22 protein-coding genes and 1 pseudogene are annotated in these 25623 nt (G+C 69.3%); 12 read left to right on the forward strand and 11 right to left on the reverse strand.

From position 1 onward, the window contains the following. The first annotated feature begins 48 nt into the window (after window positions 1-48). The 4 genes and pseudogenes from ACUTAG_RS02895 (at window position 49) to ACUTAG_RS02910 (ending at window position 4299) form a co-directional block, all read left to right on the forward strand. Complete coding sequence (locus ACUTAG_RS02895; RefSeq protein ID WP_026384440.1) at window positions 49-714, forward strand: TetR/AcrR family transcriptional regulator; 666 nt, start codon at window positions 49-51, stop codon at window positions 712-714. A gap of 138 nt (window positions 715-852) precedes the next feature. Then, a pseudogene (locus ACUTAG_RS02900) lies at window positions 853-2499 on the forward strand (S-layer protein). A 172-nt stretch (window positions 2500-2671) separates the two neighbouring features. Further along, window positions 2672-3862 carry an NAD(P)/FAD-dependent oxidoreductase gene (locus tag ACUTAG_RS02905; protein WP_020928484.1) on the forward strand — a complete coding sequence of 397 codons (1191 nt, stop codon included), beginning with the start codon at window positions 2672-2674 and terminating at the stop codon, window positions 3860-3862. Continuing rightward, the gene (locus ACUTAG_RS02910; protein ID WP_006385058.1) at window positions 3859-4299 is read left to right on the forward strand and encodes a DUF1641 domain-containing protein; all 441 of its coding nucleotides are present in this window, start codon (window positions 3859-3861) and stop codon (window positions 4297-4299) included. The genes ACUTAG_RS02905 and ACUTAG_RS02910 overlap by 4 nt, the downstream gene beginning before the upstream one ends. A 112-nt stretch (window positions 4300-4411) precedes the next feature. Here ACUTAG_RS02910 and clpB read toward each other — a convergent pair whose 3' ends face one another. Beyond that, a complete protein-coding gene (gene clpB / locus ACUTAG_RS02915; RefSeq protein WP_006385057.1) occupies window positions 4412-7018 on the reverse strand; it encodes an ATP-dependent chaperone ClpB in 2607 nt (868 codons plus the stop codon). A 152-nt stretch (window positions 7019-7170) separates the two neighbouring features. Between clpB and ACUTAG_RS02920 the strand changes: the two genes are divergently transcribed. The 6 genes from ACUTAG_RS02920 (at window position 7171) to ACUTAG_RS02945 (ending at window position 12014) form a co-directional block, all read left to right on the forward strand. Next, on the forward strand, window positions 7171-7605 hold the full coding sequence (locus tag ACUTAG_RS02920) for a gamma-glutamylcyclotransferase family protein (protein ID WP_024069559.1): 435 nt from the start codon (window positions 7171-7173) through the stop codon (window positions 7603-7605). Window positions 7606-7729: 124 nt separating this feature from the next. Next, entirely contained in the window at window positions 7730-8458 is a 729-nt protein-coding gene (locus ACUTAG_RS02925; RefSeq protein ID WP_026384438.1) for a helix-turn-helix domain-containing protein, read from the forward strand. 14 nt (window positions 8459-8472) lie between these two features. Beyond that, complete coding sequence (locus tag ACUTAG_RS02930) at window positions 8473-9675, forward strand: hypothetical protein (RefSeq protein ID WP_227739961.1); 1203 nt, start codon at window positions 8473-8475, stop codon at window positions 9673-9675. A gap of 122 nt (window positions 9676-9797) precedes the next feature. Then, window positions 9798-11099 (forward strand): MFS transporter, encoded by a 1302-nt coding sequence (locus ACUTAG_RS02935; RefSeq protein ID WP_006385055.1) that lies wholly within the window; start codon window positions 9798-9800, stop codon window positions 11097-11099. Window positions 11100-11226: 127 nt separating this feature from the next. Beyond that, entirely contained in the window at window positions 11227-11664 is a 438-nt protein-coding gene (locus tag ACUTAG_RS02940; RefSeq protein ID WP_102964986.1) for an ArsR/SmtB family transcription factor, read from the forward strand. Further along, the gene (locus ACUTAG_RS02945; protein WP_070781133.1) at window positions 11568-12014 is read left to right on the forward strand and encodes an SRPBCC family protein; all 447 of its coding nucleotides are present in this window, start codon (window positions 11568-11570) and stop codon (window positions 12012-12014) included. The genes ACUTAG_RS02940 and ACUTAG_RS02945 overlap by 97 nt, the downstream gene beginning before the upstream one ends. Before the next feature lie 17 nt (window positions 12015-12031). On the opposite strand, the gene ACUTAG_RS02950 is transcribed toward ACUTAG_RS02945, so the two are convergent. Together ACUTAG_RS02950 and ACUTAG_RS02955 are read right to left on the reverse strand one after the other, a co-directional pair. Then, window positions 12032-12367: a 2Fe-2S iron-sulfur cluster-binding protein gene (locus ACUTAG_RS02950; protein WP_020928492.1), complete on the reverse strand. Its 336-nt coding sequence runs from the start codon at window positions 12365-12367 to the stop codon at window positions 12032-12034. An 18-nt stretch (window positions 12368-12385) separates the two neighbouring features. Next, window positions 12386-12973 carry an NUDIX domain-containing protein gene (locus tag ACUTAG_RS02955; RefSeq protein WP_148318223.1) on the reverse strand — a complete coding sequence of 196 codons (588 nt, stop codon included), beginning with the start codon at window positions 12971-12973 and terminating at the stop codon, window positions 12386-12388. A gap of 396 nt (window positions 12974-13369) precedes the next feature. Here ACUTAG_RS02955 and ACUTAG_RS02960 point away from each other — a divergent pair, with 396 nt between their 5' ends. Continuing rightward, window positions 13370-14293 (forward strand): LysR family transcriptional regulator, encoded by a 924-nt coding sequence (locus ACUTAG_RS02960; RefSeq protein ID WP_024069565.1) that lies wholly within the window; start codon window positions 13370-13372, stop codon window positions 14291-14293. A gap of 55 nt (window positions 14294-14348) precedes the next feature. On the opposite strand, the gene ACUTAG_RS02965 is transcribed toward ACUTAG_RS02960, so the two are convergent. From ACUTAG_RS02965 to ACUTAG_RS02995, 7 genes are all read right to left on the reverse strand, one after another. Then, a complete protein-coding gene (locus tag ACUTAG_RS02965) occupies window positions 14349-15602 on the reverse strand; it encodes an Hsp70 family protein (protein WP_024069566.1) in 1254 nt (417 codons plus the stop codon). Between the two features lie 65 nt (window positions 15603-15667). Next, window positions 15668-16840, reverse strand: a complete 1173-nt coding sequence (locus ACUTAG_RS02970) for a RhtX/FptX family siderophore transporter (protein WP_047991657.1) — start codon at window positions 16838-16840, stop codon at window positions 15668-15670. Between the two features lie 44 nt (window positions 16841-16884). Next, window positions 16885-17292 carry a cupin domain-containing protein gene (locus ACUTAG_RS02975; RefSeq protein ID WP_024069568.1) on the reverse strand — a complete coding sequence of 136 codons (408 nt, stop codon included), beginning with the start codon at window positions 17290-17292 and terminating at the stop codon, window positions 16885-16887. A gap of 60 nt (window positions 17293-17352) precedes the next feature. After that, on the reverse strand, window positions 17353-19485 hold the full coding sequence (locus ACUTAG_RS02980; protein ID WP_446649978.1) for a TonB-dependent siderophore receptor: 2133 nt from the start codon (window positions 19483-19485) through the stop codon (window positions 17353-17355). Between the two features lie 179 nt (window positions 19486-19664). Continuing rightward, entirely contained in the window at window positions 19665-21803 is a 2139-nt protein-coding gene (locus ACUTAG_RS02985; protein WP_109439364.1) for a TonB-dependent siderophore receptor, read from the reverse strand. 102 nt (window positions 21804-21905) lie between these two features. After that, window positions 21906-22784, reverse strand: a complete 879-nt coding sequence (locus ACUTAG_RS02990) for a helix-turn-helix transcriptional regulator (RefSeq protein WP_227739964.1) — start codon at window positions 22782-22784, stop codon at window positions 21906-21908. A 66-nt stretch (window positions 22785-22850) separates the two neighbouring features. After that, window positions 22851-23816 (reverse strand): GlxA family transcriptional regulator, encoded by a 966-nt coding sequence (locus ACUTAG_RS02995; protein ID WP_053500495.1) that lies wholly within the window; start codon window positions 23814-23816, stop codon window positions 22851-22853. 101 nt (window positions 23817-23917) lie between these two features. Between ACUTAG_RS02995 and ACUTAG_RS03000 the strand changes: the two genes are divergently transcribed. Continuing rightward, on the forward strand, window positions 23918-25144 hold the full coding sequence (locus ACUTAG_RS03000; protein ID WP_054445301.1) for an MFS transporter: 1227 nt from the start codon (window positions 23918-23920) through the stop codon (window positions 25142-25144). A gap of 82 nt (window positions 25145-25226) precedes the next feature. Here the strand turns inward: ACUTAG_RS03000 and ACUTAG_RS03005 are convergent, their stop codons facing one another. After that, window positions 25227-25559, reverse strand: a complete 333-nt coding sequence (locus ACUTAG_RS03005; protein ID WP_006385040.1) for a hypothetical protein — start codon at window positions 25557-25559, stop codon at window positions 25227-25229. Between the last annotated feature and the right edge of the window lie 64 nt (window positions 25560-25623).

The following is a 25623-nucleotide window of genomic DNA, read 5'->3' on the forward strand; positions in this document are numbered from 1 at the left end:
CGTCAAACCACGACATCCTCCCCCAAGCCGCCGGCCGCGCCCGCGCGCCTGATCGCGCCCGCCAGCCGCCAGGCCGCCGCCAGCGGCGAGCCGCCGCACGGGCCGCGCGCGCGCATGCGCAAGATCCTGCTGGACGCCGCGCAGCGGCTGATGGCGCAAGGCATCACGCCGTCGGTGGCGGAACTGGCCGAGCATGCCCAGGTGTCGCGCGCCACCGCCTACCGCTACTTTCCCAGCCAGAGCGCGCTGATCGCCGCCGTGGTCGACGAGAGCCTGGGCCCGATCCTGGCGTGGGACTCGGCCGCGCCGGACGCCGCCACCCGCGTGGATGAACTGCTGCGTTTCGCCTATCCGCGCCTGCAAGCGCACGAAGCGCCGCTGCGCGCCGCCATTCAGGTGTCGCTGCAGCAGCATGCGGATGCCAGCGCCGGCCGCGCCGGCAACGAACCCCGGCTGGTGCGCGGCCATCGCGTCGACATCCTCAGGCGCGCCATCGCGCCGCTGGCCGGCGTGCTGACGCCGGCGCAGCAGGATCGCGTGGCGCAGGCGCTGTCGCTGGTCTACGGCACCGAAGTGTTCCTGGTGCTCAAGGACATCTGGGGCCTCGGCCAGGCCGAGGTCACCGAGGTCGCCCGCTGGACCGCCAATGCCATCATCCGGCAGGCGCTGGCCGACGTCGCCGACGCGCCGGCGGCCGATCCGCGCAGGCGCTGAGCGCCGCGCGCGCCGCCCGAGGCGCAGCCACGGCCTCGCCCCGCATACCCTGTCATTGCCACGTCACCCGCGCGCCTCATAGTGCGGGCCTTCGCGGCGCCGCGCCTCCTTGCGGCCCGCATGACGCTGGAGCATGGAATGCAGTTCGAAGTAACCCGCCTGCGGCGGACCCTGATGCCGCTGTCGCTGGCTTGCGTAACCCTGTTGAGCGCCTGCGGCGGCAGCGATGACGACGATGATGCCCCCGCCGTCACGCCGCCCCCGGTCGTGACCGACCCCACGCCGCCGGTCCGCACGGGCGCCTGGAGCGCCGGCGACCTGCACGTGCACACCATCCAGTCCGACGACGCGCAGACCACGCTGGAAAGCGTGCTGGACCAGGCCTTCGACCGCTACAAACTGGACTGGGCCGCGCTCTCGAACCACCTGCGCATGTCCGGGCGCGACCACACCGGCCTGGCGATCCCGGGCGGATCGATTCCGTTCTCGACCGGCATGGCGCGCTACGAAGTGCCGTTCATCAAACAGGCACAGGCCGCGGGCCGCTACGCCGGCAAGATCATCTTCTCGTCGTTCGAGTGGGACATGCCCACGCACGATCACGTCAACATCGGCATCGGCGCCAACGACCCGATGGCCGAGAAGTCGCTGCGCGCCGTGGCCGAGTTCGAATACCTCTACACCAACAAGGCCGCCAACCTGTTCGATCCGCAGCTGGTATCGGACCTGGCCGGCCAGGCGCGCGCCTACACCACCCACGCCGATTCGCTGACGGCGCTCAAGTGGCTGCGCGACAGGCACCCCGACAGCTACATGCTGCTGAATCACCCGTCGCGCTACGCCGGCAAGTACACCATCGGCCAATTGCGTGAGATACACGACCTGGCGCCGTCGATCTTCTTCGCCATCGAAGGCATGGTGGGCAACCAGATGGAACCCGACCGCGGCGGCTACGCCGAGGCCTACACGGCCGACAAACTGCCCAACCGCACCTACGGCGGCGTCGACTACCTGGTGGCCAAGCTCGGCGGCACCTGGGACGCGCTGCTGGGCGAAGGCCGCCGCATCTGGACCGTGGCCGATTCGGACTTCCATTTCCGCGTCAACGCCACCGGCCAGTACAGCAGCGGCTACGCGCCGGGCGAATACGCCAAGACCTAGGTCTGGAAGGACGGCAAGGACATGGCGGCGGTGGTCGCGGGCCTCAAGAGCGGCCGCCTGTTCGGCGTGTTCGGCGACCTGATCGACGCGCTCGAATTCCAGGCGCGCGGCGCCTCGGGCACCGCGCAGATGGGCGGCGAACTGGTGGCGGCCAAGGGCGAGCAGGTGGAAGTGACCATCCGCTTCCGCAGCCCCGGCAGCAACCATTACGAGTACCCGATCGAAAGCGGCAACCCGACCTACGTCAAGCCGACCGTGCATCACGTCGACCTGATCGTGGGCGACGTCGGCGCCCGCGCCGCCGCCGGCACCCCGGCCTATGACAATGCCACCAATCCGAGCACCCGGGTGCTGGGCCGCTACACCAGCAAGGACTGGACGGTGGACCAGGACGGCTACAGCGTCATCAAGGTCAAGCTGACCGCGGACAAGAGCCAGTACCTGCGCCTGCGCGGCACCAACCTGGCGCCCGACGTGGCCGGTGAAACCGCCAACGGCGAACCGCTGGCGGACGCCAAGATCGACCTGGCCGACAACGCGGCCCGCTTCAACGCCATCAACGCGCGCAACTACAACGACCTGTGGTTCTATTCGAATCCGGTGTTCGTCACCGTCAAACAGTAGGACGGCTCGCGCCGGCGCGGCATGTCGAGCCGCGCCGGCCCGGCCCGAAACGCGAGCGGCACGGATTCTCTTTTATAAGTCACAGTTATTTTGTTTACCTCCAACCCCTCGCTTGCTACATATGAGAGCGCAACTGCACTTGGTTCCTGATTATTCTCATCGGAGGATTTTTATGAGCAAGCGAATTGTTGTCGTGGGAGGCGGGGTCGGCGGCACCATGCTGGCCAACCAACTGGTGCACAAGCTCTACCCCGAAGTGGCGGCCGGCAAGGTCAGCATCATGCTGCTGTCCGATTCGCCGGATCATTACTACAAGCCGGCCTTCATGTATGTGGCGTTCAATCTGTTCTTTCAGGAAGAACTCAAACGCCCCGAACGTTCCCTGCTGCGGCCCGAGATCGAGTTCCGCGTCGACAAGGTGACGCGCTTCGATTTCGATGCCCAGCAACTGCACACCCGCGGCGGCAAGCGCCACGGCTACGACTACCTCGTCATCGCCACGGGCTGCGTGCCCGCCCCCGAGCGCATCGAGGGACTGCGCGAAGCGGGCGATCATTTCTACCAGTACGAGCCGGCGCGGCAACTGGCCAGCCGCCTGGCCACGATCGAGCGCGGCCGCGTATTCGTCAGCGTCACCTTTCCCAAGACGCCGAACGTGCCGCACCAGTGCGGCATCGCGCCGATCGAGACCACGCTGATGCTGGATGACTATCTGCGCCGCCGCGGCGTGCGCGACCGCGTCGAGATCGTCTACACCTACCCGACCACCTCGCAACTGCTGCGCAACTGCCTGTTCCTGCAAAAGCCCACCTGCGAAGTGCTGCCGGCCATCTTCGAACAGCGCGGCATCCGGTTCCAGCGCGGCTTCACGCTGGCGAAGGTGGACCCCGACCGGCGCATCGCCTATTCGGAAGAAGGCGTCGAGCAACCCTTCGACATCCTCATGGCCACGCCGCCGATCCGCGCGGTCGATGCGGTGCTGGAATCGGGCGCCTCGCAGGCGCCCGACAACGAAGGCTGGCTGCCGACCGATCACGAGACCATGCAGGTCTACGGCCTGCGCAACGTGTACGTGATCGGCGACACCGTGGACCTGCCGGTCAGCAAGGCCGGCGGCTCGTGCCACAACCAGGCGCCCGTCATCGCCAACAACATCGCCGGCGAGATCCGGCTGGGCCATCCCTGCAGCGCGTACGACGGCCGGGTCCAGGCCGTGGCGCAGATGGGCCTGAACGCCGGCATGCCGCTCTGGTACGACTACACCCATGACGTGCGGCCGACACCGCCGACCAAGCTGGGCGGGTTGCTGCGGCATGGTTTCAACCGGGGCCTGTACTGGTCCGTCGCCAGGGGAATGCTATGAACGCTCCGCACGACAACAGCCTGCCCGCGGCCGGGCAATGCGCCGCCGTGTTCGACGCGCCGCCCGCGGCCGGCGGCAACGATGCGCTGGCGCAACTGGCGGACAAGCTGCAACCGCTGGCCGACAGCGGACGCCTGGACAATATCGTCGACCTGCTGGCGCTGGCGTCCGACCTGGTCGACCTGCTCGATGCGCCGATGGTGGAAAAACTGGGCGCGCTGTCCGAGCAGGCCACGGGCGCCGCCTGGACCCTGTCCAACGCCTGGCGCGCGGCCCAGGCGCAAGGGTTGCAAGAGGCGCGCCCGCCGGGCCTGGGCGGACTGTTCCAGCTCTCGCGCGACGAGGATACGCGGCGCGGGCTGGCGCTCGTGCTGCGGACGCTGCAAGGGCTGGGCCGGCAATTGGGTGATCAGCGGCAGGACTACGCCGCCTCCTGATGCGGTAGGCCGGCACCGCCCCCCGGGTCCCGGCCCGGCAAAACAAAGCCCCGCAAGCGATCGCCTGCGGGGCTTTCTGTACACGCCGCCTGGACGGGCGGCGCGTAGGCGCTTACTGCAATGTGCGCGTGAAGACGAACTTGCCGTCGCGCCAATCCACCGGCACCACGTCGCGCGGCCCGAACTGGCCTTCCAGGATCAGCTTGGCGACCGGGTTCTCGATCTGCTGCTGGATCGCGCGCTTGAGCGGACGCGCGCCGAACACCGGATCGAAGCCATCGCGTGCCAGTTCGGCCAGCGCGGGCTCGGTCACTTCCAGCCGCATCTCCTGCTTTTCCAGCCGCTCGGCCAGGCGGCGCAGCTGGATGCGGGCGATGGACTCGATGTGCTGCGCTTCCAGCCCGTGGAACACCACCACTTCGTCGATGCGGTTCAGGAACTCGGGCCGCAGCGTCTGCTTGAGTTCGCCCCAGACCACTTCCTTGACCACGTCGTACGGCTGGCCGGCCAGCGTCTGGATATGCTGCGAACCGAGGTTCGACGTCATCACGATGACCGTGTTGCGGAAGTCCACGGTGCGGCCCTGGCCGTCGGTCAGGCGGCCATCGTCCAGCACCTGCAGCAGCACGTTGAAGACGTCCGGGTGGGCCTTCTCGACTTCATCGAGCAGCACCACGCTGTAGGGCTTGCGGCGCACGGCCTCGGTCAGGTAGCCGCCCTCTTCGTAGCCCACGTATCCGGGCGGCGCGCCGATCAGCCGCGCCACCGAGTGCTTCTCCATGAATTCGCTCATGTCGATGCGGATCATGTGCTCTTCGGAGTCGAACAGGAACTCGGCCAGCGCGCGCGTCAGCTCGGTCTTGCCCACGCCGGTGGGGCCCAGGAACAGGAACGAACCGTACGGGCGCGAGGGATCCGCCAGGCCCGCGCGCGAACGGCGGATGGCATCGGACACCAGGCGCACGGCCTCGTCCTGGCCAACCACGCGCTTGTGCAGGTATTCCTCCATGTGCAGCAGCTTCTCGCGTTCGCCCTGCATCATCTTGGATACCGGGATGCCGGTGGCGCGCGACACGACCTCGGCGATTTCCTCGGCGCCGACACGGGTGCGCAAGAGGCGCGGACGACCTTCGCCGCCCTCGGCCTCCTCGGCCGCTTCAGCGGCGCCGACCTCGGCGGCCTTCAGGCGCGCTTCCAGGTCGGGCAGCTTGCCGTACTGCAGCTCGGCCAGCTTGTCGAACTGGCCCTTGCGCTGCAGCTCGGCCATTTCGGCGCGCACGCTGTCGATCTCTTCCTTGATGGCCTGGGTGCCCTGCACCGCGGCCTTCTCGGCCTTCCAGATTTCCTCGAAGTCGTTGTATTCGCGTTGCAGCTTTTCGAGCTCGTCCTCGATCACGCCCAGGCGGCGCTTGGAAGCGTCGTCGGTTTCCTTCTTGACGGCCTCGCGCTCGATCTTGAGCTGGATGATGCGGCGGTCGAGCTTGTCCATCACTTCCGGCTTGGAGTCGATTTCCATGCGGATGCGGGCGCCGGCCTCGTCGATCAGGTCGATGGCCTTGTCGGGCAGGAAGCGGTCGGTGATGTAGCGGTGCGAGAGTTCGGCCGCGGCCACGATGGCCGGGTCGGTGATCTCGACGCCGTGGTGGATCTCATAGCGTTCCTGCAGGCCGCGCAGGATGGCGATGGTCGACTCGACATCGGGTTCGTCGACCAGCACCTTCTGGAAGCGGCGCTCGAGCGCGGCGTCCTTTTCGATGTACTTGCGGTATTCGTCCAGCGTGGTGGCGCCGATGCAGTGCAGCTCGCCGCGCGCCAGCGCCGGCTTGAGCATGTTGCCGGCGTCCATCGCGCCTTCGGCCTTGCCGGCGCCGACCATGGTGTGCAGCTCGTCGATGAAGACGATGTTGCTGCCGTCGTCCTGCGACAGTTCCTTGAGCACGGCCTTCAGGCGCTCTTCGAATTCGCCGCGGAACTTGGCACCGGCCAGCAGCGCGGCCAGGTCGAGCGACAGCACGCGCTTGCCGCGCAGGGTCTCGGGCACTTCGTCGTTGACGATGCGCTGCGCCAGGCCCTCGACGATGGCGGTCTTGCCCACGCCGGGTTCACCGATGAGCACCGGGTTGTTCTTGGTGCGGCGCTGCAGGATCTGGATGGTGCGGCGGATTTCGTCGTCGCGGCCGATCACCGGGTCGAGCTTGCCCTGGCGGGCGCGCTCGGTCAGGTCCAGGGTGTACTTGGCCAGCGCCTCGCGGTTGGATTCGCCTTCGGCGCCGGAGACGTTCTCGCCGCCGCGCACGGCGTCGATGGCGGCTTCGAGGGCCTTTTTCTGCAGGCCCGCCTCGCGCAGGATGCGGCCGGCCTCGCCCTTGTCGTCGGCCAGGGCCAGCAGGAAAAGTTCGCTGGCGATGTAGGTGTCGCCGCGGCGCGCGGCTTCCTTGTCGGTGCGGGTCAGCACGCCCTGCAGGTCGCGGCCGACCTGGACGTTGTCATCGCCCTGCACCTGGGGCAGCGCCTTGAGCGCGGCATCCAGGGCCGGCTGCAGCCGGTTGACGGCCACGCCGGCGCGCGCCAGCAGGCTGCCGGCGCCGCTGTCGGGGTCGGACAGCAACGCCGACAGCACGTGGACGGGCTCGATGTAGGGGTGATCGTTGCGGGCGGCCAGACTCTGAGCGTCGGCCAGGGCTTGCTGGAACTTGGTGGTCAGTTTGTCGAATCGCATAATGGTCGTTGTGGCTTGTTGGTGAGCCTGACCGATACGCGCCGGCGGGCTCGATGACCTGAATATGCGGCCGGATGCGAGAATTTCAATACCTCGCCGGCCTCATGGCTTTATGTCCGTGGACACATCCGCGTGCAGCAACAATCTGAACTATGAGCATATACGTTTTTGTCTACGGCACGCTACGCGCGGGCGAAATCAACGACCTGGCGCAAGCGGCCGCGCGGCGCGCGCTGCCGCCCGCCCGCCATCTCGGCGCGGCCACCGTGCCGGGCGCGCTGGTGGACTTCGGCGACTGGCCCGGGCTGGTCCCGGTGCGGGACGGCCGCCGCGTGCGCGGCGACATCTACGCGGTCTGCCCGGCCCTGCTCGCCCTGATGGACGAGATCGAGGAATACGCGCCCGGCCGGCCCGGCTGCTTCGTGCGCCGGCCTGTACTGGCCCGCCCGCTGGCGCCGCCCGGCGCCGCCGCGGTGGCCTGCCAGTACTACCCCATCGATCCGGCCTGGCGCGGGGCGGCGCCGGACGTCGCCGCGGACGACTGGATCGCCTACCGCCAGGCCCGCGGACACCCCGTATCGCCGTAAGGTTCTACTGCAAAACCGCCCCGTAAGACACCCGTAGTAACAACGGACTACAATGGGTACCTGTCTTCACGCTTTAAGCCCGTCCAGGCCACCCGCCGGGTCCGGGCACTATAAAGGTCATCGTATGCAAAAACGGGTTCCCGTTGCCCCTGATGCCGCCCACTGTTCCACGTGTATGTTGGGCCACGTGTGTGTCCCGGTCGGGATGGCAGCCGCCGAAGTGGAAAAGCTGGACGAGCTGGTGAAAGAGCGTGTGCGCCTTGAAAAGGGCAAGACGCTGTATTCGCTGGATCACCCCCTGGACGCCGTCTACGGCGTGCGCTTCGGCAGCCTGAAAACGCAGCTCGAGGACGCCACCGGCCAGATCCAGATCACCGGTTTCCACCTGCCCGGCGAGATCGTCGGCATGGACGGCATGCTCGACGGCAAGCACGTCTCGGCCGCCGTCGCGCTGGAAGACTCCGAAGTCTGCGTGATCCGCTTGAACGAAGTCGACCGCGTGGCCGCCCACCTGCCCTCGCTGCAGCAGCAGTTCCGCCGCCTGATGAGCCGCGAGATCACGCGCTCGCACCAGATGCTGGCGTCGCTGGGCTCGATGCGTTCCGAACAGCGCCTGGCCGCGTTCCTGCTGAACCTGTCGCAGCGCTATGCCTCGCTGGGCTACTCGTCCACCGAGTTCGTGCTGCGCATGAGCCGCGAGGAAATCGGCAACTTCCTGGGCCTGACGCTGGAGACGGTCAGCCGGCTGTTCTCGCGTTTCGCGCGCGACGGCCTGATCCGCATCAACCAGCGCGAAGTCCGCATCCTGGACCAGCCCGCGCTCAAGCAACTGCTGGGCCACGAGGGCTGCTGACGCCCGCCCGCGCCATGCGCCGCACCGCCGCACCCGGCGCCTCACAGCCCTGCCCGGCGCCGCGCCTGTCGCGCCCGCCCCGGGCCTGGTGCGCGGCGGCGCTGGCCCTGGCGGCCCTGCTGCCCCTGGCGGCGCATGCGCAGACGCCGCTGCCCGATCCCTACGATTACGACGAACCCGTGCCCGCGCCCAAGCGGGTGGCGGTGCCGCGCTGGCAGGCGCTCGAATTGGGCAGGCCGGGCCATCGCTACAAGGTACCGGTCTATGCTAACCGGAACCTGGCGCGCGCCGACCTGCGCGATATCAAGCAAATCGTGATCGTGTTCCACGGCGTCAAGCGCAACGCCGACGCCTATTACGAAACCGTCGCCACGCTGCTGGCCGCCAATCCCGCCCGCGCCAATGACACGCTGATCCTGGCGCCGCGCTTCGTCGGCTCGATCGACTCGGGCTTCGCCGGCATGGCCGCGTGGCGCAAGGCCAGCTGGGAGGACGGCGAGGACAGCGTGCAGGCCAGCGGCCGACCGGCGCCGGTCAGCTCGTTCCAGGTGATCGACGACCTGCTGCGCAGCCTGGACGACCGCAAGCGCCTGCCGATACTGGCCGGCATCGTGCTGGCCGGCCACTCCGGCGGCGGCCAGCTGGTGCAGCGCTATGCGGTGCTCAATCCCGTCGACGGCCCGCTGCGGCGCGACGGCATCGCCATCCGCTACGTGATCGCGAATCCTTCCTCCTACCTGTACCTGACCCGCGAGCGCCCGCGCCCCGACGGCAAGGGCTACGCGCCCTACGAACGCGGCATCTGCCCCACCTATAACCAGTACAAGTACGGCACCGACAAGTTGCCGGCGTACGCGCAGGAAACCGACGACACGCGCCTGTTCATCCGCTACGCGGAGCGCGACGTGACCTACCTGCTGGGCGGCGCGGACAACAACCCCGAGCACCGCCTGCTGGACAAGACCTGCGGCGCCGAGGCGCAAGGCGCCACGCGGCTGGCGCGCGGCACGGCCTACCTGCAATACGAGCGCATCGTCGCGGCGCGCGGCAACCACCCCGTGACGCTGCACCGGGCCGGCTTCGAAGTGACCGGCGTCGGCCACGACAACAAGGGCATGTTCAGCTCGGTCTGCGGCGCGCGCGCGCTGCTGGGTGAAAACGCGATCGCGCCAGCCGGCGCGGCCGCCTGCACGGTGATCGAGCCGCCGCGCAAATAGCCCGGAAAGCCATGTGCCGGTTATTGACGCGAAACTGAACGAATATCCCGGACGGACGCAGGGGTGCATTTTGGCGCCGACAGGCGCAACATAGGCAGGTACCGTCTCCGTGGAAGACAGATATGAGCCAAGCGTATCTCGACATGCCCGACGCCAAACGCCGCATCAAGGCGATCTTCGTCGGCTCCATGGGCAACCTGGTCGAATGGTATGACTTCTACGCCTATACCGCCTTCGCCCTGTATTTCGCCCCCGCCTTCTTCCCCTCGCACGACCCGGTCGTGCAGCAACTGAACGCCGCCACGCTGTTCGCCGCCGGCTTCATCGTGCGGCCGCTGGGCGGCTGGCTGTTCGGCCACCTGGCCGACCGCCACGGGCGACGATTGTCGCTGATGGTGTCGGTGGGCATGATGTGCGTGGGGTCGCTGATCATCGCGGTCACGCCCACCTATGCCTCGATCGGGCTGGCGGCGCCGGCGCTGCTGGCGCTGGCGCGGGTCATCGAAGGCCTGAGCCTGGGCGGCGAATACGGCGCCAGCGCCACCTATCTCACCGAGATCGCCGATCCGAACCACCGCGGCTTCTATTCCAGCTTCCAGTACGTCACGCTGATCGGCGGGCAGCTCTGCGCCATCCTGGTGCTGCTGTTGCTGCAGAACGTGTTCCTGACGCACGAGCAGCTGGTGCAATGGGGCTGGCGCATTCCCTTCGTGATCGGCGCCATGCTCGCCATCATCACCGCCGTCATGCGGCGCGACATGCCGGAAACCGATTCCTACAAGCAGGCCAGCCAGCACAAGCCGCAGACCAGCTCGCTGCGCGGCCTGCTGCGCTATCCGCGCGAGGTCGCGATCGTGGTCGGCCTGACGGCCGGCGGCACGGCGGCGTTCTACACCTTCACCACCTACATGCAGACCTTCGTGCGGCAGACGGCCGGGTTCTCCGACATCGTCACCACCTACGTGATCGCCGCGTCGCTGATCTTCGCGCTGATCCTGCAGCCGCTGTACGGCGCGCTGTCCGACAAGATCGGGCGCAAGCCGCTGCTGGTGTTCTTCGGCATCGCGGGCGCGCTGCTCACGGTGCCGTTGCTGATGACGTTGTCGCATACCCGCTCGCCGTTCATCGCCTTCCTGCTGATCTGCGCGGCCTGGCTCTTCACCGCCGGCTACACCTCGATCAACGCGGTGGTGAAGGCCGAGCTCTTTCCCACCAACATCCGCGCCACCGGCGTGGCGGTGCCATACGCGATCACCGTGTCCATCTTCGGCGGCACCGCGCCGGCCATCGCCCTGTGGTTCAAGCAGCAGGGCCACGAGCAGTGGTTCTACTACTACCTGGCGGGCGTGATCTTCATTTCGCTGCTGGTGTACGCCACCATGCGCGACACCAAGCACCAGTCGGCGATGCACCGGCACGAGTGATCCGGCTTCCCACGGCGCGGCAATTCGCCCGTCGCGCCGGGGTTCCTTGAAAAAAAGTGTAAGCGTGCGGCCCGGGGGCTTGCGGTGGCAGCCGCTTCGGCCAATACTTAACCTTATGGTTAAGTTAATGAATTCCCCGCTCGACGACGCTCAACTGGACCGTGTGTTCTCCGCCCTGGCGGATGCCACCCGGCGCCGGGTGCTGGCCGACCTGGAGCCGGGCCCGGCTTCCGTCGGCACGCTGGCCCGGCCCCATGCAATGTCGCTGCCCGCCTTCATGAAGCACTTGCGGGTGCTGGAGGACGCCGGCCTGATCGCCCGGGCCAAGGATGGCCGGGTGGTCCGCTGCACCTTGTCGGCCGGGCCGATGCGGTCGGCGTCCGACTGGCTGGCGCGCTACGAGAGATTCTGGAACGGGCAGCTCGACTCGCTGGCCCGCTACCTTTACCACGAAGAGGAGACCCACCCATGTCCACCGACACCGACCTCGAATTGCGCCTCCGGCGGCGCTTCAACGCCCCCGTCGAACGCGTCTGGCGAGCCTGGACCGAACCGCAAGCGCTGATGCGCTGGTTCGGCCCCGCCGAAACACGCGAAGTGCTGCTGGCCGAAACCGACCTGCGGGTCGGCGGCGCCTACCACATCGGCTTTGCGACCGAAGACGGGCTGGCGCACTACGCCCGGGGCCAATACCGGGAAGTGCAGCCGCAGCGCAAACTGGTCTTCACCTGGACCTGGCGCGACGCGCCGCAGGAAACGTCGTTGATCACGCTGACATTTACGCCCGCGGACCACGGCACCGACCTGGACTTCCTGCAGACCCCGTTCGTCGACGAGGCCACCCGCGACAGCCATGGCAGCGGCTGGGCCGGCGCGATGGACCGGCTGGCGGCCGACCTGGCCGGCGCGGCGTAGGCGCCCTCCCGGCCCCGCTAACGGCGCGCGCCCGTCAAGGGCCGCGCCGGCGCCTCGGGCGCGGCCGTGATGCGTTCGGCGTGTGGCGACAGGATCTCGAGCGGCGCCGTGGCGTGGGCCACGCAAGGCAGGATCCAGCCTTCGTCCTTTTCGTCGCGCGACAGGCCGGGCCACTCGATGCGGTAGCGCACCGCGCCCGCGCGCAGCTGGCACATGCACGCGCGGCAGGTGCCGTTGCGACAGGAACTGGGCAGCTTGATGCCGGCCGCCTGCGCCGCGGCCAGCACGGAGGTGTCGGCATCGGCGTCGAAGCGCCAGCCGGACGGCTGCAACAGCACGGCAAAGGACGGCATGGGCGTTGTCCCCGGCGCTCAGGCGGCGTGTTCCTGCCAGTCCAGCTGCCAGGCGCCGGACAGCACGTTCTGCAGCCACAGCGTGCAGGTCAGCGTCTTGGCGTCGGTGACCTCGCCCTTGGCGCAGGCGGCGTACAGATCGGCGGGGTCGGCGCTGAATACGTCCAGGAATTCATCCTGGTCCAGTTGCCGGGGCCCGGCGCGCAGCCCGCGCGCGAAGTAGATGTGGATGATCTCGGTGGAATAGGCGATGGCCAGGTGCAGGGCGCCGGCGCGGGCCCACTGCGTGGCGGTATAGCCGGTTTCCTCGAGCAGTTCGCGCTTGCCGCAGGCCAGCGGGTCCTCGCCGGGATCGAGCTTGCCGGCCGGAAACTCCGTCATGACGCGGCCGATCGGATAGCGATACTGGCGCTCGAGCAGCACGCGGCCGTCGTCGAGCAGCGGGATCACCACCACCGCGCCCGGATGCACCACGTATTCGCGGGTGGAGGTGTTGCCGTTGGGCAGGCGCACCACGTCGTTGCGGATCTTGAGGAAACGGCCGTCGTAGGCGACCTCGCTGGAGACGCGTTCTTCGTACAGATGGGAATCGGGCTTGTCGGTCATGGCGGGCGTGATGGAGTTCAGCGCGGGGGCAGCGCGAAACCGTGCCGGCCCGCGCGCGAAGAGCTTGCAGCTTACCATCGGCTCCGCGCCGTTCAGGCGTCGACGCGGATCACGATCTTGCCGAAGTGACGGCTCGAGGCCCGGCGCTCGAACGCGGCCGGCACGGGCGCGGCCGGCGGCAGAGAAAGCCCCCCACGCTCGCCGCTGCGCGGGTCGCTGCCCCCCGAGGGGGCGTTTTTGCCTTGGGGCGGCCCGGCGGCAAAAAAAGCCTCACGCCGTGGCCTGGCGCCAGTACGATATATGGGAACCATACGATCCAGTGATGGCATTCATTCTCACCAATGTTGCCTTTAAGGAACCAATTCAATCGCAGGCGGCGACGCCCAGGAAGGCATGATGGCTACACCCCTCCCCCACGACCGGCTCGGCGGCATCGAGGTTTTCGTGCAGGCCGCCGAGGCCGGCAGTTTCGCGCTGGCGGCCGAGCGCCTGAACCTGACCCGTTCGGCGGTCGGCAAGTCCATCGCGCGGCTCGAGGCCCGCCTGGGCGCGCGGCTGTTCCATCGCACCACGCGCCAGCAGAGCCTGACCGACGCCGGCCAGGCCTATTACGACCGCTGCGTGCGCGCGCTTGCCGAGCTGTACGACGCCGAGGCGGAGCTGGACAGCGGCCGCCGCTCGCCACAGGGCCGCCTGCGCGTCAGCGCGCCGGTGGTGTTCGGCCGCCATTGCGTGGCCCCGGTACTGCGCGAACTGGCGGCGCGGCATCCGCAGTTGCAGATCGAGATTTCGTTCAACGACCGCGTGGTCGACCTGATCGAGGAAGGCTACGACCTGGGCATCCGCATCGGCGCGCTACCCGACAGCGCGAGCCTGGTGGCGCGGCGCCTGGGCCTGCAGACCATGGGCATAGGCGCGTCGCCGGCCTACATTGCGGCGCATGGGCGCCCGCAAACGCTGGATGAAATGCGCCAGCACGTGGGCGTGGCCTACGCCCGTGGCGGCGTCGAAAAGGGCTGGTCGTTGATGGAGGCGGACGGCGAGGTGGTGCAGCTGCGCGTGCCGCCGCGCCTGCGCATGGACGATCTGCAAGCCATCGCCGACGCGGCCATCGCGGGCGCCGGACTGGCCTGGCTGCCTTGCTGGATGCTGTCGCACTACGTGCGCACCGGCGAACTGGATGTGCTGATGCACGGCGACCGCATGGCGGCGCAGCCGGTGCATGCGGTGTGGCCCCAGGCGCGCTACCTGCCGTCGAAGACGCGCACCGCGATCGACGCGCTGGCCGAACGGGTGCCGGCGATGCTGGCGACGTGGTGACGAAAGCGCGCGGCGCGGCGGCCGCGCGGTGTGGGCGGCAAGCGCCGCCCGAGCCTCAGTCGAACTTGCGGCGCGCGTCCAGCGCCAGGCCGGCGCCGATGCTGCCGAACAGGTCGCCCTCGACGCTGCGCGCCTGCGGCACCAGCGCCGAGACGCATTCGCGCAGTCGCGGCACGCGACTCGAACCGCCGGTGAAGAACACCGTGTCCACATCGGCGGGCGCGACGCCCGCGTCGCGCAGCAGGGTGCCGACGGTCTGCTCGATCTTCTCGATCAGCCGCGCCACGCTGTTGTCGAACGACGGCCGGCTCACGTCCACGCCAAGTTCGGGCGCGATGCGCGACAGGTCGATGCGCGCCGCCGGCGCCTCGGACAGCGCGATCTTGGCCTCTTCCACCTGCACCGCCACCCAGTGGCCGGCGCGCTGCTTGACCAGGTTCAGCAGCAGGTCGATCTTGTCGCGGTCGCCGGCCTCGGCGCGGATGTAGGCGAAGTGCTCGGCGGCCTTGCGGGTGTAGGCCTGGTTGATGGTGTGCCAGCAGGCCAGGTTGCCGTACTGCGTGGACGGCACGTCCTTGCCGCTGCGCAACTGGCTGCCCAGGCCCAGCAGCGGCATGACGTGCGCCAGGCTGAGCTGCTTGTCGAAGTCCACGCCGCCGATGTGCACGCCGCCGTAGGCCAGGATGTCGTCGCGCCGGTCCGGCTTGGCGGCGCGGCCCGGACCCAGACGGATCAGCGAAAAGTCCGAGGTGCCGCCGCCGATATCGATGACCAGCACCAGTTCCTCGCGGTCGATCTGCGACTCGTAGTCGAAGGCCGCGGCCAGCGGCTCGAACTGGAATTCGATGTCGGTGAAGCCGACGCTGCGCGCGATCTCGCCCAGGGTGTCCTGGGCGGTCTGGTCGGCGGCGGGGTTGTCGTCGACGAAGAACACCGGCCGGCCCAGCACGGCGCGCGTGAAGTCGCGGCCGGCGGCGGTTTCGGCTCGGCGCTTGAGCTCGGCGATGAAACGCGTCAGCAGCACGCGGAACGGGATCGAGCGGCCCTGCACCTCGGTGGAACCGTCGATCAGCGAGCTGCCCAGCAGGCTCTTCATCGAGCGCATCAGGCGCCCGTCGTAGCCCGCCAGGTAGTCGGAGATGGCCGCGCGGCCGTAGCTGACCTCGGCGTCTTCATCGTGAAAGAAGATGGCCGAGGGCAAGGTGGTCTTGCCGTCTTCAAGAGCCAGGAGCGCGCGCTGGTCGGGGCGGCTCCAGCCGACGGTGGAGTTCGACGTGCCGAAGTCGACGCCGCATGCGGTGGAAATCATGGAAATTCGGGGGGCTGAAAGCAAAACGGCGCACAAGTGTAGCCGCAACCGCCCGAAACGCCATGTCACCCGGGGCGGCGCAGCGCCAGCGCCACGAAAACCAGCGTGACCACGGCCGCCAGCAGCCCGCCGCCGAAACCGGCGGCGTAGCCGAGCTGGGCGGCCAGCGCGGTGATGAGCGACGAGGTCAGGATTTCGCCCAGGTCGCGCGCGCTCTGCACCGCCGTCATGTCGGTGCCGGCCTGCGTGCCGCGGGCGGCAAAGCGCATCGCCAGCGTCATCAGCGCCACCGAGGCGGCGCCGGCGCCGAACGAACCCAGCGCCTGGGCCAGGTAGGCCATCAGCGCGGGCTGCGCGGCCCAGCCCCGCGCCTGCGCCAGCCAGGCCACCGCGGCCGCGCCCGAGGCCGCCAGCCCCAGGGCCAATGCGCCGCGCGCGCCCAGGCGCCCGACCAGCCAGGCGCCGCCGCCGCACCCCAGCAGCACCGTCACCGCGCCGCCGGCCATGCCGAGCTGCCCCACCGCGTCCACCGGCCAGCCCGCATCGACCAGGAACAATTTGGACAATCCATAGCCCGCCACCGCCGTCATCGCCGACAGGAACGCCGCCAGTACCAGCGCCCAGGCGCCGGGCCGGCGCGCGAAACCGGCCAGCGAGGCGCGCCGCGGCGCGGCCGCGGGTTCGGGCAGCGCGGTTTCCCGCCACCCCAGCGCCATCAGCAGGCTGAACGCCACCACCGCGGCCAGCAGCGCCAGCGCGCCGCCCTGCCCCAGCCGGCCGGCCAGCACCAGGCAACCGGGCCCGCCGGCGAAGAAGCCGACCATGGTGCCGCCCACCTGCACGGCGTTGGCGCGCGCCAGGGCCTGGCCCTGGAAGCGCTCGGCGGTCAGGCCATCGGTGGCGATGTCCTGCGTTGCGCTGGCCAGCGAGGCCAATGCCATCAGGCCCACCACCCAGGGCGCGCTGGCTGCGGCGATGCCGGTCATGGCCACCGCCGCCAGGCAGGCCAGCACCAAGGCCTGCATCGGCAGGATCCAGCTGCGGCGCCGGCCGAGCGTGGCGCGCCAGCGGTTGTCGACCAGCGGCGCCCACAGGAACTTCAGCACCCAGGGCAGCCCCACCAGCGGCAGCCAGGCCAGCGCATGCAGGGGCGCGCCATCGCGCCGCAGCAGCGTGGGCAGCGCCTCCATGGCCACGCCCAGCGGAATGCCCTGGGAAAAATACAGCGCGCCGATCATGACGAACAGGCGCGCATTGGCGATAGGCTTCACGTCGATTTCCTTCAAGCTTGCGAGGCCGCGCCGGCGCGGCGGTGTTCACTGCCATGCCCGGGCGTGACGAACAGGATGCGGGCCGGACAGGCCACGTGCAGCCGGTGCCACACGCCGCGCGGCACCACCACGCTGCGCCGCGCGTCCAGCAGCACGTCGGTCTCGGCGCCGGTCGCGTCCATCAGCGTCAGCACCACGCGGCCCTCCAGCACGCAGAGCATTTCCTCGCCCGCGGGATGGCGTTCCCAGACGTCGCCATGCACGTCGGCGTCGCAGGCCGCGGCCTTGACGCCGACCAGCCAGCCTTCGTGCGGCGCCAAGCGGCGCAGCTTGCCGATATCGCGCATGGCGCCGTCGGCGCCGAGCGCCATGAAATGATCGAGCCAGTCGAACACTGGCGGGGGGATGAGCGTGGCCAATCCGTTTACTCCTTCGAATGATGGCCGGGCGGCGCGCGCCGCCCGTGTGGGGCGCGCCGTTCAATACTCGGCGCGCAGGGTCAGCATGAGGTTGCGCGGTTCGCCGTAGCGGTTGTTCCAGGCCGTGCCCGACAGGCTCTGGTAATAGCCGCGGTCGAACACGTTGTTGACGTTCAGCGCGGCGGTCAGGTGCTTGTCGACGCGGTAGGCCAGGCGCAGGTCCACCAGCGCGTAGCCGCCCTGGCGCAGCGTGACCGGGCCCGACTCGGTCGAGTAGCCGGACTGCACCTGCAGGCCGCCGCCCACGCTCAGGCGCCGCTGCATCGTCGGCAGCGCATAGTTCGTCCACAGCCGGAAGATGTGCTTGGGCGTGAAGCAGGCGAACGGCTGGCCGCCCGCCTGCGTGTCGGTCAGGTACTTGCTGGTGTTGAAGGTGTAGCCCGCGGCCACCGTCCAGTACGGCGTGATGTTGCCGCTGGCCTCGGCCTCGAAGCCGCGGCTGCGCACCTCGCCGCCAGCCACGTAGTAGCAGTTCTGGCCGACGCAGGGCCAGGCGGGATCCTGCTGCGCGCGATTCTTCTGGCGGATCTGGAACACGGCCAGCGATACGTTCAGCGCGCCGTCCATCAGTTCGCCCTTGATGCCGGCCTCGTAGTTGGTGCCGGTGACCGGGTCCAGCCCCTGGCCGTCGCGCGTCAGCTGGGTCTGCGGCTGGAACACCTCGGCATAACTGCCGTACAGCGACCATTGGCGGTCCAGGTCGACGATCAGCCCGCCGTAGGGCGTGAATTCGGGATCGATGCGCTGGCGCGAAGCGGGCGCGTCCTGGTTCCACCAGCTCATGCGTCCGCCCAGCACCAGCGTCAGCGGGTCGGCCAGCGAGAAGCGGCCCATGCCGTAGACGCCCTGCTGGCGCGCGCGCGTCTCGCCCGGCGAGGTATAGGGCCCCACGCCCGGCTCCGGCACGCTGCGCGGGTCCCAGTCGAACACGTTCACCGGCACGCGCAGCGCCGGCAACAACTGGCCGGTGTACTGCTCGGTCGTGGTGCGCTGGGCGTTGCCGCCCAGCAGCAGTTCGTGGCGGCGGCCGAACAGTTGCACCGGGCCGCTGACGTAGGCATCGACGCTGGCCTGGGTGTTGTCGAACTTGTAGGCGCCGCCCATCAGCGCCGAGCCCTGGCCGGTCTGGCGGTCGATCGCGCCATAGGCGCCGGCGTACTTCAGGTTGCTGTCGGCGGTGAGGTAGTTGGCGCTGAGCTTGGCGCTCCAGCCCTGGCCGAAGCGGTGTTCCAGGTCGGCGAACACGCGCGTCGTGTTCCAGTTGAAGCGGTCCCAGGCCGCGTCCAGGTAGGTCGAGCGCTTCAGGCCGATATCGCCGCCGTCCTTGTAGCGCGGCACGCCCGCCATGTTGGTGGTGGAGCGGATGCGCTGGTATTGCAGGCCGGCCGAGAGCACCGTGTCCGGGCCCAGGTCGACTTCGCCGATGCCGTAGAACAGCGCCGACTTCTGGTCCGCCACGTCGTAGAAATAGCCGCGGTCCTCGAGCGCCGTGACGATGCGGCCGCGCACGCTGCCGCTGTCGTTGAGCGGGCCGCCCAGGTCGGCCTCGGCGCGGTAGCGGTCCCAGCTGCCGGCGCTGAGCGCGCCGCTGAAGGCGAACTCGCGCTGCGGACGCTTGCGCACCAGGTTGACGGTGGCGGCGGGGTTGCCGGCGCCGTGCAACAGGCCGTTGGCGCCGCGCAGGATCTCGACGCGCTCGTACACCGCCATGTCCTGGGGCGACGCGGCCTGGTTGCCCATCAGCACCGGCACGCCGTCCTGTTCGTACGAATCGACCTGGAAGCCGCGGGCGTAGTAGGCGGTGGTCAGTTGCTGGTAGGGCCGCACCGTGATGCCGGTGGCGTGCCGCATCACCTCGTCCAGGCTCTGCAGGTTCTGCTGCCGCATCTGTTCCTGGCCGATCACGGTGATCGACTGCGGCGTCTCGCGCACCGTCAAGGGCAGCTTGCCCATCGTGGGCGCCGGCGCGGTGGCGTCGCGTTCGCCGCTGACGGTGACCGCCGGCAAGGTCGCGGCATCGTCGGACGCTTGCGCCGCCACCGGCCCCGCCGCCGTCAATGCCAGCCACACCGGCCAATGGCGCGCCGCGCCCTTGCGCGGCCGTGCCGCCCTGTTCCTGAACCTTGATCGCACCGCCGTTCCTCTTTCCTGGTTACTGAGAATTATTCTCAAACCATTCTAGAGAGCGACGTGGCGCGCCACTGGCGATTGCGGAAGTCTCGCTGGCGATTGCGGAAGTTTTTTACCGGGCGGGCCGAGGCGGCCGGCGCGCGCCATGCGACGCGCGCGGCCGCCTCATGCGATGACGACGGTCAATACTCGGCGCGCACCGTCAGCATGAAATTGCGCGGCTCGCCGTAGTAGTTGGTCCAGCTGGCATCGTTCAGGCGCTGGTAGTAGACGCGGTCGAACAGGTTGTTGGCGTTGAGCGCCACCGTCACATGCTTGTCGACGCGGTAGGCCACGCGCATGTCGGCCAGCGCGTAGCCGCCCTGGCGCAGCGTGATGGTCTTGGCCACGTTGTAAAAGCCCGATTGCACCTGCACGCCCCCACCTACGCTCAGGCGCCGCTCGAGTGCCGGCAGGGCGTACTCGGTCCACAGGCGGAAGATGTGCTTGGGCGTGAAGCTGGCGTAGGGCTGGCCCTCGGCGCGCGTGTCCACCTTGTACTTGGTGGTGTTGAAGGTGTAGCCCGCCGCCACCGTCCAGTAGGGCGTGATGGCGCCGGCGGCCTCGGCCTCGAAGCCGCGGCTGCGGACCTCGCCCCCGGCGACCGAGGGGCAGCGCTTGCCCACGCACGCCACCGAGGGATCGGCCTGGGCGCGGTTCTTCTGCTGGATCTGGAACAGCGCCAGCGATACGTTCAGCGCGCCGTCCATCAGTTCGCCCTTGACGCCGGCCTCGTAGTTGGTGCCCGTGACCGGATCGAGCGGCTGGCCGTTGCGATCGAGCTGGTCAATTTGCGGCATGAATACCTGCGCGTAACTGCCATACAGCGACCACTGCCGGTCCAGGTCGACGATCAGGCCGCCATAGGGCGTGAATTTGGCATTGGTGCGCTGGCTCGCTTTGGGCGCTTGCAGCCGGCTCCAGTCCATGCGCCCGCCCAGCACCAGCGTCAGCGGATCGGCCAGCGAGAAGCGGCCCATGCCGTACACGCCCTGCTCCCGGTCGCGATTGATGCCCGCGGACTTGTAGGGGCCGATGTCGTAGCCGGGCACGTCGCGCGGATGCCAGTGGAACACGTCCATCGGCATGTTCAACTGAGGGCTGGTGACATCGGCATTCAGGTTCTCGTACGAAGTCCGCAGCGAGTTGGCGCCGAACAGCAGTTCGTGGCGCCGCCCGAACAGTTCCACCGGACCGCCGACGTAGGCATCGATGCTGGTCTGGCTGTTGTCGTACTTGATGCCTCCTCCCGACAGCTTGGCGCCCAGGCCTGTCGCGCGGTCGATCCCGCCGTTGACGGTGAGGTACTTCATCTCGGAATCGGAGCGAAGATGATCGACGCTGAGCCGCGCGCGCCAGCCCTGGCCGAAGTGGTGGTCCAGGTCCGCGAACACGCGCGTCGTGTTCCAGTCGGAACGGCTGCCGGCGGATTCCAGGTTGACCGAGCGCCGCAGCCCGATCGGCGCGCCGTCCTTGTAGCGCGGCAGCCCGCCCATGCTGGGCGGCGGATGCGAGCGCACGCGGCTGTGCAGCAGGCCCGCCGACAGCACGGTGTCCGGGCCCAGGTCGACCTCGCCGGTGCCGTAGAACAGCCCGGTCTTCTCGTTCGCGCCTTCATAGAAGAAGCCGCGATCGGCCATGACGCCGACGACGCGGCCGCGCACGCTGCCGCTGTCGTTGAGCGGTCCGCCCAGATCGACTTGGGCGCGATAGTTGTCCCAGCTGCCGGCGCTGAGTTCACCGCCGAAGGCGAATTGCCGCTGCGCACGCTTGCGTACCAGGTTGACGGTGGCCGAGGGATTGCCGGCGCCGTGCAACAGGCCATTGGCGCCGCGCAGGATCTCGACGCGCTCGTAGATGGCCATGTCTTCCGGCGCGGCGGCGCGGTTGCCCATCATGGCAGGCACGCCGTCCTGTTCGAAAGATTCGATCTGGAAGCCGCGGGCATAGTAGGCGGTGGTCAGGTGATGGTGCGGCTGCACCGTGATGCCCGTGGCGTGCCGCATGACGTCGTCCAGGGTTTGCAGGTTCTGCTGGCGCATCTGCTCCGGTCCGATCACGGAGATCGATTGCGGCGTCTCGCGCACGCTCAAGGGCAGCTTGCCCAATGTCGGCTGTTGCGCACTGGCGGCCTCGCGTTCGCCGCTGACGGTGACTGCCGGCAGCGTGGCCGCGTCCTTGGCATCCCTGGCGTCGCCGGCCAGCGCCGGCCCCGCCGCCACCGCCAGCCAGAGCGGCCAATGGCGCGCCGCCCGCGCGCGCCGCGCCTTGTTCCTGGACATTGAACGCATGGGTACTTCTCCTTCTTTGATACTGAGAATTATTCTCATACAATTTGAAGGAGAATCCGCAGCGCGCAAGCGTTTGTAAGACTCTTGCTATGTTCAGCGACCAGGAACCAGCGCGCTGGGCAGCACCCCGTAGCGCCGCTGGAAGGCCTTGGTGAAGTGCGAATCGGTATAGCCGCAGGCATAGGCGGCCTGCGACACGCTCATCTCGCCGGCGGCGAGCAGCGCGTGCGCCTGGGCCATGCGCTGCTCGCGCACGAAGGCGTAGACACTGCATCCGAACACGCGGCGAAAGCCCGTGGTGAGCTTGTTGACGTTGACGCCGGCGCGGCGCGCCAGCTCGGGCAAGGTGGGGGGATGCTGAAGATCGGCCAGCAGCAGGTCGCGCGCGTGGTGCAGGCGTTCGGTATCGGCGCGCGACAGGCCGGGCGGCGGCGCCGCGGCCTGTGCCGGCTGCAGGGCGCCCAGCGCCAGCGCGGTCAGTTCGAGGGCCTTGGCGGACAGGTACATGCGCTTGAGCGCGCCCTGCATGGGACAGGCCAGCATCTGCCGGCCCAGGGCCTGCAGCGGCGGCGCCAGCCGCAGGTTGGCCTCGGCGTAGGAATCATCGTGGCACGGCGCGCGCAGCAGGCGGACGATGTCGGCGGGTTCCAGCGACAGGGAGTCGCGCAGGTGGTCCAGCGAGGTGCGCAGCGAGACAAAGCGCAGCGACCGGCGCGCGCCGAACTCGTGCTCCATGCGCAGCGGGTCGCGGCACAGGCTCAGGTGCAGCAGCGGTCCGCTGACTTGCGCGGCCGGCGCGCCCGGCACGCGGTAGCGCAGTTCCCCTTCCAGCACCAGCACCAGCTTCAGGCCGGGTGTCAGGTCTTCGAGCACCCGCTCGCCGCGCTCGAAGCGTAACGTGCCGCCGGCCAGCGACATGGCTGGCGTGGCGGCCGGAACGGCCCAGTCGAGTTCAGGATGCGAAGCGGTCACGGTGGCGGGCCCGGGCGGGACCCGACGCTTTATTGAGAGTGACTATTATTACCGTTTTCGCCCATTTCATGCCAACGCGGCATTGCGCGCGGCGCGCCGCAGCGCCTGCGGTGGCTGGCCGTAGACCCGCAGGAAGGCGCGGCGCATGCGTTCGCTGTCGGTGAAGCCGACCCGCCGGGCGACGCTGTCGATACTGCCATCGCCCTGTTCGATCTGCGCGCGCGCGGTCTCGGCTCGGATGCGCTCGACCGCCTTGGCGGGCGTTTCGCCGGTCTCGGCCTTGAAGCTGCGCAGGAACTGGCGCGGGCTGACGCAGGCGACCCCGGCCAGTTGTTCCACCGTCAGCGCCGCGCCCAGGTTGCCGCGGATATGTTCCAGCACGGCGCGCATGCGTTCGCTGTCGGGCGCCAGGTCCTGCAGGGCCGAGAACTGCGACTGGCCGCCCGAACGCCGGTGGTAGACCACCATTTCGCGCGCGGTCTCGGCCGCCACGTCCACCCCCAGGTCGGCCTCGACCATGGCCAGCGCCAGGTCGATGCCGGCGGTGATGCCGGCCGACGTCCAGGTGTCGCCGTCGCGCACATGGATGCGGTCGGGCTCGACCCGGACCGTGGGATGGTTGCGCGCCAACGCCGCGGCATGGCGCCAATGGGTGGTGGCGCGCAGCCCATCGAGCAGGCCGGCGGCGGCCAGCACCAGCGCGCCGGTGCACACGCTGGCCAGCCGCCGGCCCTGTTGGCGCTGGGCCAGCAGGCGGGCGCGCAAGGCGGCGGTGACGGCGGTTTCGCGCGCGCCCTCGCCGCCCGGCACCACCAGGGTATCGGCCGGCGTGCCGCGCCACGGTCGCGTCTGCACGCCAATGCCGCAGGAACTGCGCACTTCGCCGCCATGCTCGGACACGACGTGGACCCGGTATGCCGGGCCAGCCGCCGTCCGCGCGAAACGGCCGGCGGTCTGGAACACGGCCGCGGGGCCGGACATGTCCAGCAGCTGGAAATCGGGCACCAGCAGGAAGGCGACGTGGTGGGTCATGACGGATTGGCGTTTTTTAAGGGAATTATGTCATTCACGCCAAAGTGTGCGTCGATACAGTGGGGCCTGTCAAACCCGACCTGTCCGCCCCTTCCTTTCCCATGCCCTCCTCGCCCTCGCCCGCCACGGGCCGCCGCAACGCCCGCATCCTGGCCGTGTGCCAGGGCCTGTTCATCGCCGCGATTTCCATCGACCTGACGCTGACCGCGTTGACCGGCCACATGCTGGCGCCGGACAAGGCGCTGTCGACGCTGCCGTTCGCGCTGATCACCGTCGCCGGCGCGGTCGTGACGTGGTTCGCCTCGCTGCTGATGCAGCGCATCGGCCGCCGCAACGGCTTCGCGCTGGGCGCGCTGGCCGGCGCGGCGGGCGGCGGCATCTCGGTGTGGGCGGTGTTCCACGATCACTTCTGGGCCTTCTGCGCGGGCACCGCGCTGGTGGGCGTGTTCCAGGCGTTCGCGCAGTACTACCGGCTGGCCGCGGCGGACGCGGTGGAACCGGCCGCCAAGAGCCGCGCGATCTCGGTGGTGATGACCGGCGGCGTCATCGCCGCGATCGCCGGGCCGGCGCTGGCGGCCTGGAGCCGCGACCTGTTCGCGCCGGTGACGTTTGCCGGCGCCTACCTGATGGTAGCGCTGCTGGCGCTGTTGTCCGCCGCCCTGCTGTTCGGTTTCTATCGCGATACCGAAACGTCCGTGGCCGCGGGCGAGGCGCAGGCCGGGCTGCCGCCGCGGCCGCTGCGCGCGGTGGCGCGCCAGCCGGTGTTCATCGCCGCGCTGGCCAACAACGTGGTGGGATCGGTGTCGATGATGTTCATCATGACGGCCGCGCCGCTGGCGGCGGTGGCGTGCAGCCACAGCATCGGCGACGGCGCCAACATCATGCAGTGGCATCTGGTCGGCATGTACGCGCCGGCTTTTTTCGCGGGCGCGCTGATCCAGCGCTTCGGCCTGGCCAAGGTGCTGGGCGCGGGCATGCTGCTGAACGTGGCCTGCGCGCTGATCGCGATGGCCTCGCCGTCGCTGCCGGCGTTCTACGCGGCGCTGTTCTGCCTGGGAGTGGGATGGAATTTCATGTTCGTCGGCGGCACCACGCTGCTGGCGCAGTCGTACCGCCCGTCCGAGCGCGCCCGCGCCCAGGGCGCGGCCGAGATGCTGCGCTATGCCGCCACCGCGGTGGCGACGCTGGCCGCCGGGCCGGCGCTGGACGCGTTTGGCTGGGAGGCGCTGAACGCCGCCATGCTGCCGGTGGTGCTGGCCGCCGGCCTGATGACCTGGCACTGGGCGCGCGGATCGGCCAGGGCCGCCACGGCAGCCGGCCCGGCCTGACCAGGCCCTGCCTGAAGCGGGTTGGCCTGACCGAGCCAGACCTGACGCAGCCCTGCCGGATCAAGCCCGGCGGGCGCGGCGCCTACTGCTGCTGGCGACGCTGCTCCAGCTCGCGCAGGCACTGGGCGACGCCGGCCTGCATCTGGGCGTTGGAGACGGCGGCGCGGTCCGAGACCTCGCGGCAGCGCACGTATTGCGCCTGGCTCTCGGGCGTGTCGCGGATCACGGCCGGCGCCGAGTTCGGATCGGGCGTGACGGTCATGCGCAAGGTGGAAGGCGGCGACAGGCTGCCGTCCTTGGAGCGCTGGCTGGGATATTGGAATTCCTGCGTGACCGGCGCCGCGTTCTGCGCCTGGGCCGCGCCGCCCAGGCAGGCCAGGGCCAGCAGGACGGCGGTGAACGGGAGTTTCTTCATGACGACCTCTCTTTGTTGGTCGCGCCCGGGCCAGATACCCCGCCCGGTGACGCGCCGGTCTATC

Source organism: Achromobacter sp. CSND-B12, from assembly GCF_052906545.1.

Coding starts and splice junctions, on each gene's coding strand:
- ACUTAG_RS02955 (WP_148318223.1), bottom strand. CDS start 12,973: ATGACCGACAAGCCCGATTCCCATCTGTACGAAGAACGCGTCTCCAGC.
- ACUTAG_RS02925 (WP_026384438.1), top strand. CDS start 7,730: ATGCAAAAACGGGTTCCCGTTGCCCCTGATGCCGCCCACTGTTCCACG.
- ACUTAG_RS03005 (WP_006385040.1), bottom strand. CDS start 25,559: ATGAAGAAACTCCCGTTCACCGCCGTCCTGCTGGCCCTGGCCTGCCTG.
- ACUTAG_RS02935 (WP_006385055.1), top strand. CDS start 9,798: ATGAGCCAAGCGTATCTCGACATGCCCGACGCCAAACGCCGCATCAAG.
- ACUTAG_RS02970 (WP_047991657.1), bottom strand. CDS start 16,840: ATGATCGGCGCGCTGTATTTTTCCCAGGGCATTCCGCTGGGCGTGGCC.
- ACUTAG_RS02945 (WP_070781133.1), top strand. CDS start 11,568: ATGTCCACCGACACCGACCTCGAATTGCGCCTCCGGCGGCGCTTCAAC.
- clpB (WP_006385057.1), bottom strand. CDS start 7,018: ATGCGATTCGACAAACTGACCACCAAGTTCCAGCAAGCCCTGGCCGAC.
- ACUTAG_RS02960 (WP_024069565.1), top strand. CDS start 13,370: ATGGCTACACCCCTCCCCCACGACCGGCTCGGCGGCATCGAGGTTTTC.
- ACUTAG_RS02910 (WP_006385058.1), top strand. CDS start 3,859: ATGAACGCTCCGCACGACAACAGCCTGCCCGCGGCCGGGCAATGCGCC.
- ACUTAG_RS02905 (WP_020928484.1), top strand. CDS start 2,672: ATGAGCAAGCGAATTGTTGTCGTGGGAGGCGGGGTCGGCGGCACCATG.
- ACUTAG_RS03000 (WP_054445301.1), top strand. CDS start 23,918: ATGCCCTCCTCGCCCTCGCCCGCCACGGGCCGCCGCAACGCCCGCATC.
- ACUTAG_RS02965 (WP_024069566.1), bottom strand. CDS start 15,602: ATGATTTCCACCGCATGCGGCGTCGACTTCGGCACGTCGAACTCCACC.
- ACUTAG_RS02950 (WP_020928492.1), bottom strand. CDS start 12,367: ATGCCGTCCTTTGCCGTGCTGTTGCAGCCGTCCGGCTGGCGCTTCGAC.
- ACUTAG_RS02985 (WP_109439364.1), bottom strand. CDS start 21,803: ATGTCCAGGAACAAGGCGCGGCGCGCGCGGGCGGCGCGCCATTGGCCG.
- ACUTAG_RS02930 (WP_227739961.1), top strand. CDS start 8,473: ATGCGCCGCACCGCCGCACCCGGCGCCTCACAGCCCTGCCCGGCGCCG.
- ACUTAG_RS02995 (WP_053500495.1), bottom strand. CDS start 23,816: ATGACCCACCACGTCGCCTTCCTGCTGGTGCCCGATTTCCAGCTGCTG.
- ACUTAG_RS02920 (WP_024069559.1), top strand. CDS start 7,171: ATGAGCATATACGTTTTTGTCTACGGCACGCTACGCGCGGGCGAAATC.
- ACUTAG_RS02940 (WP_102964986.1), top strand. CDS start 11,227: ATGAATTCCCCGCTCGACGACGCTCAACTGGACCGTGTGTTCTCCGCC.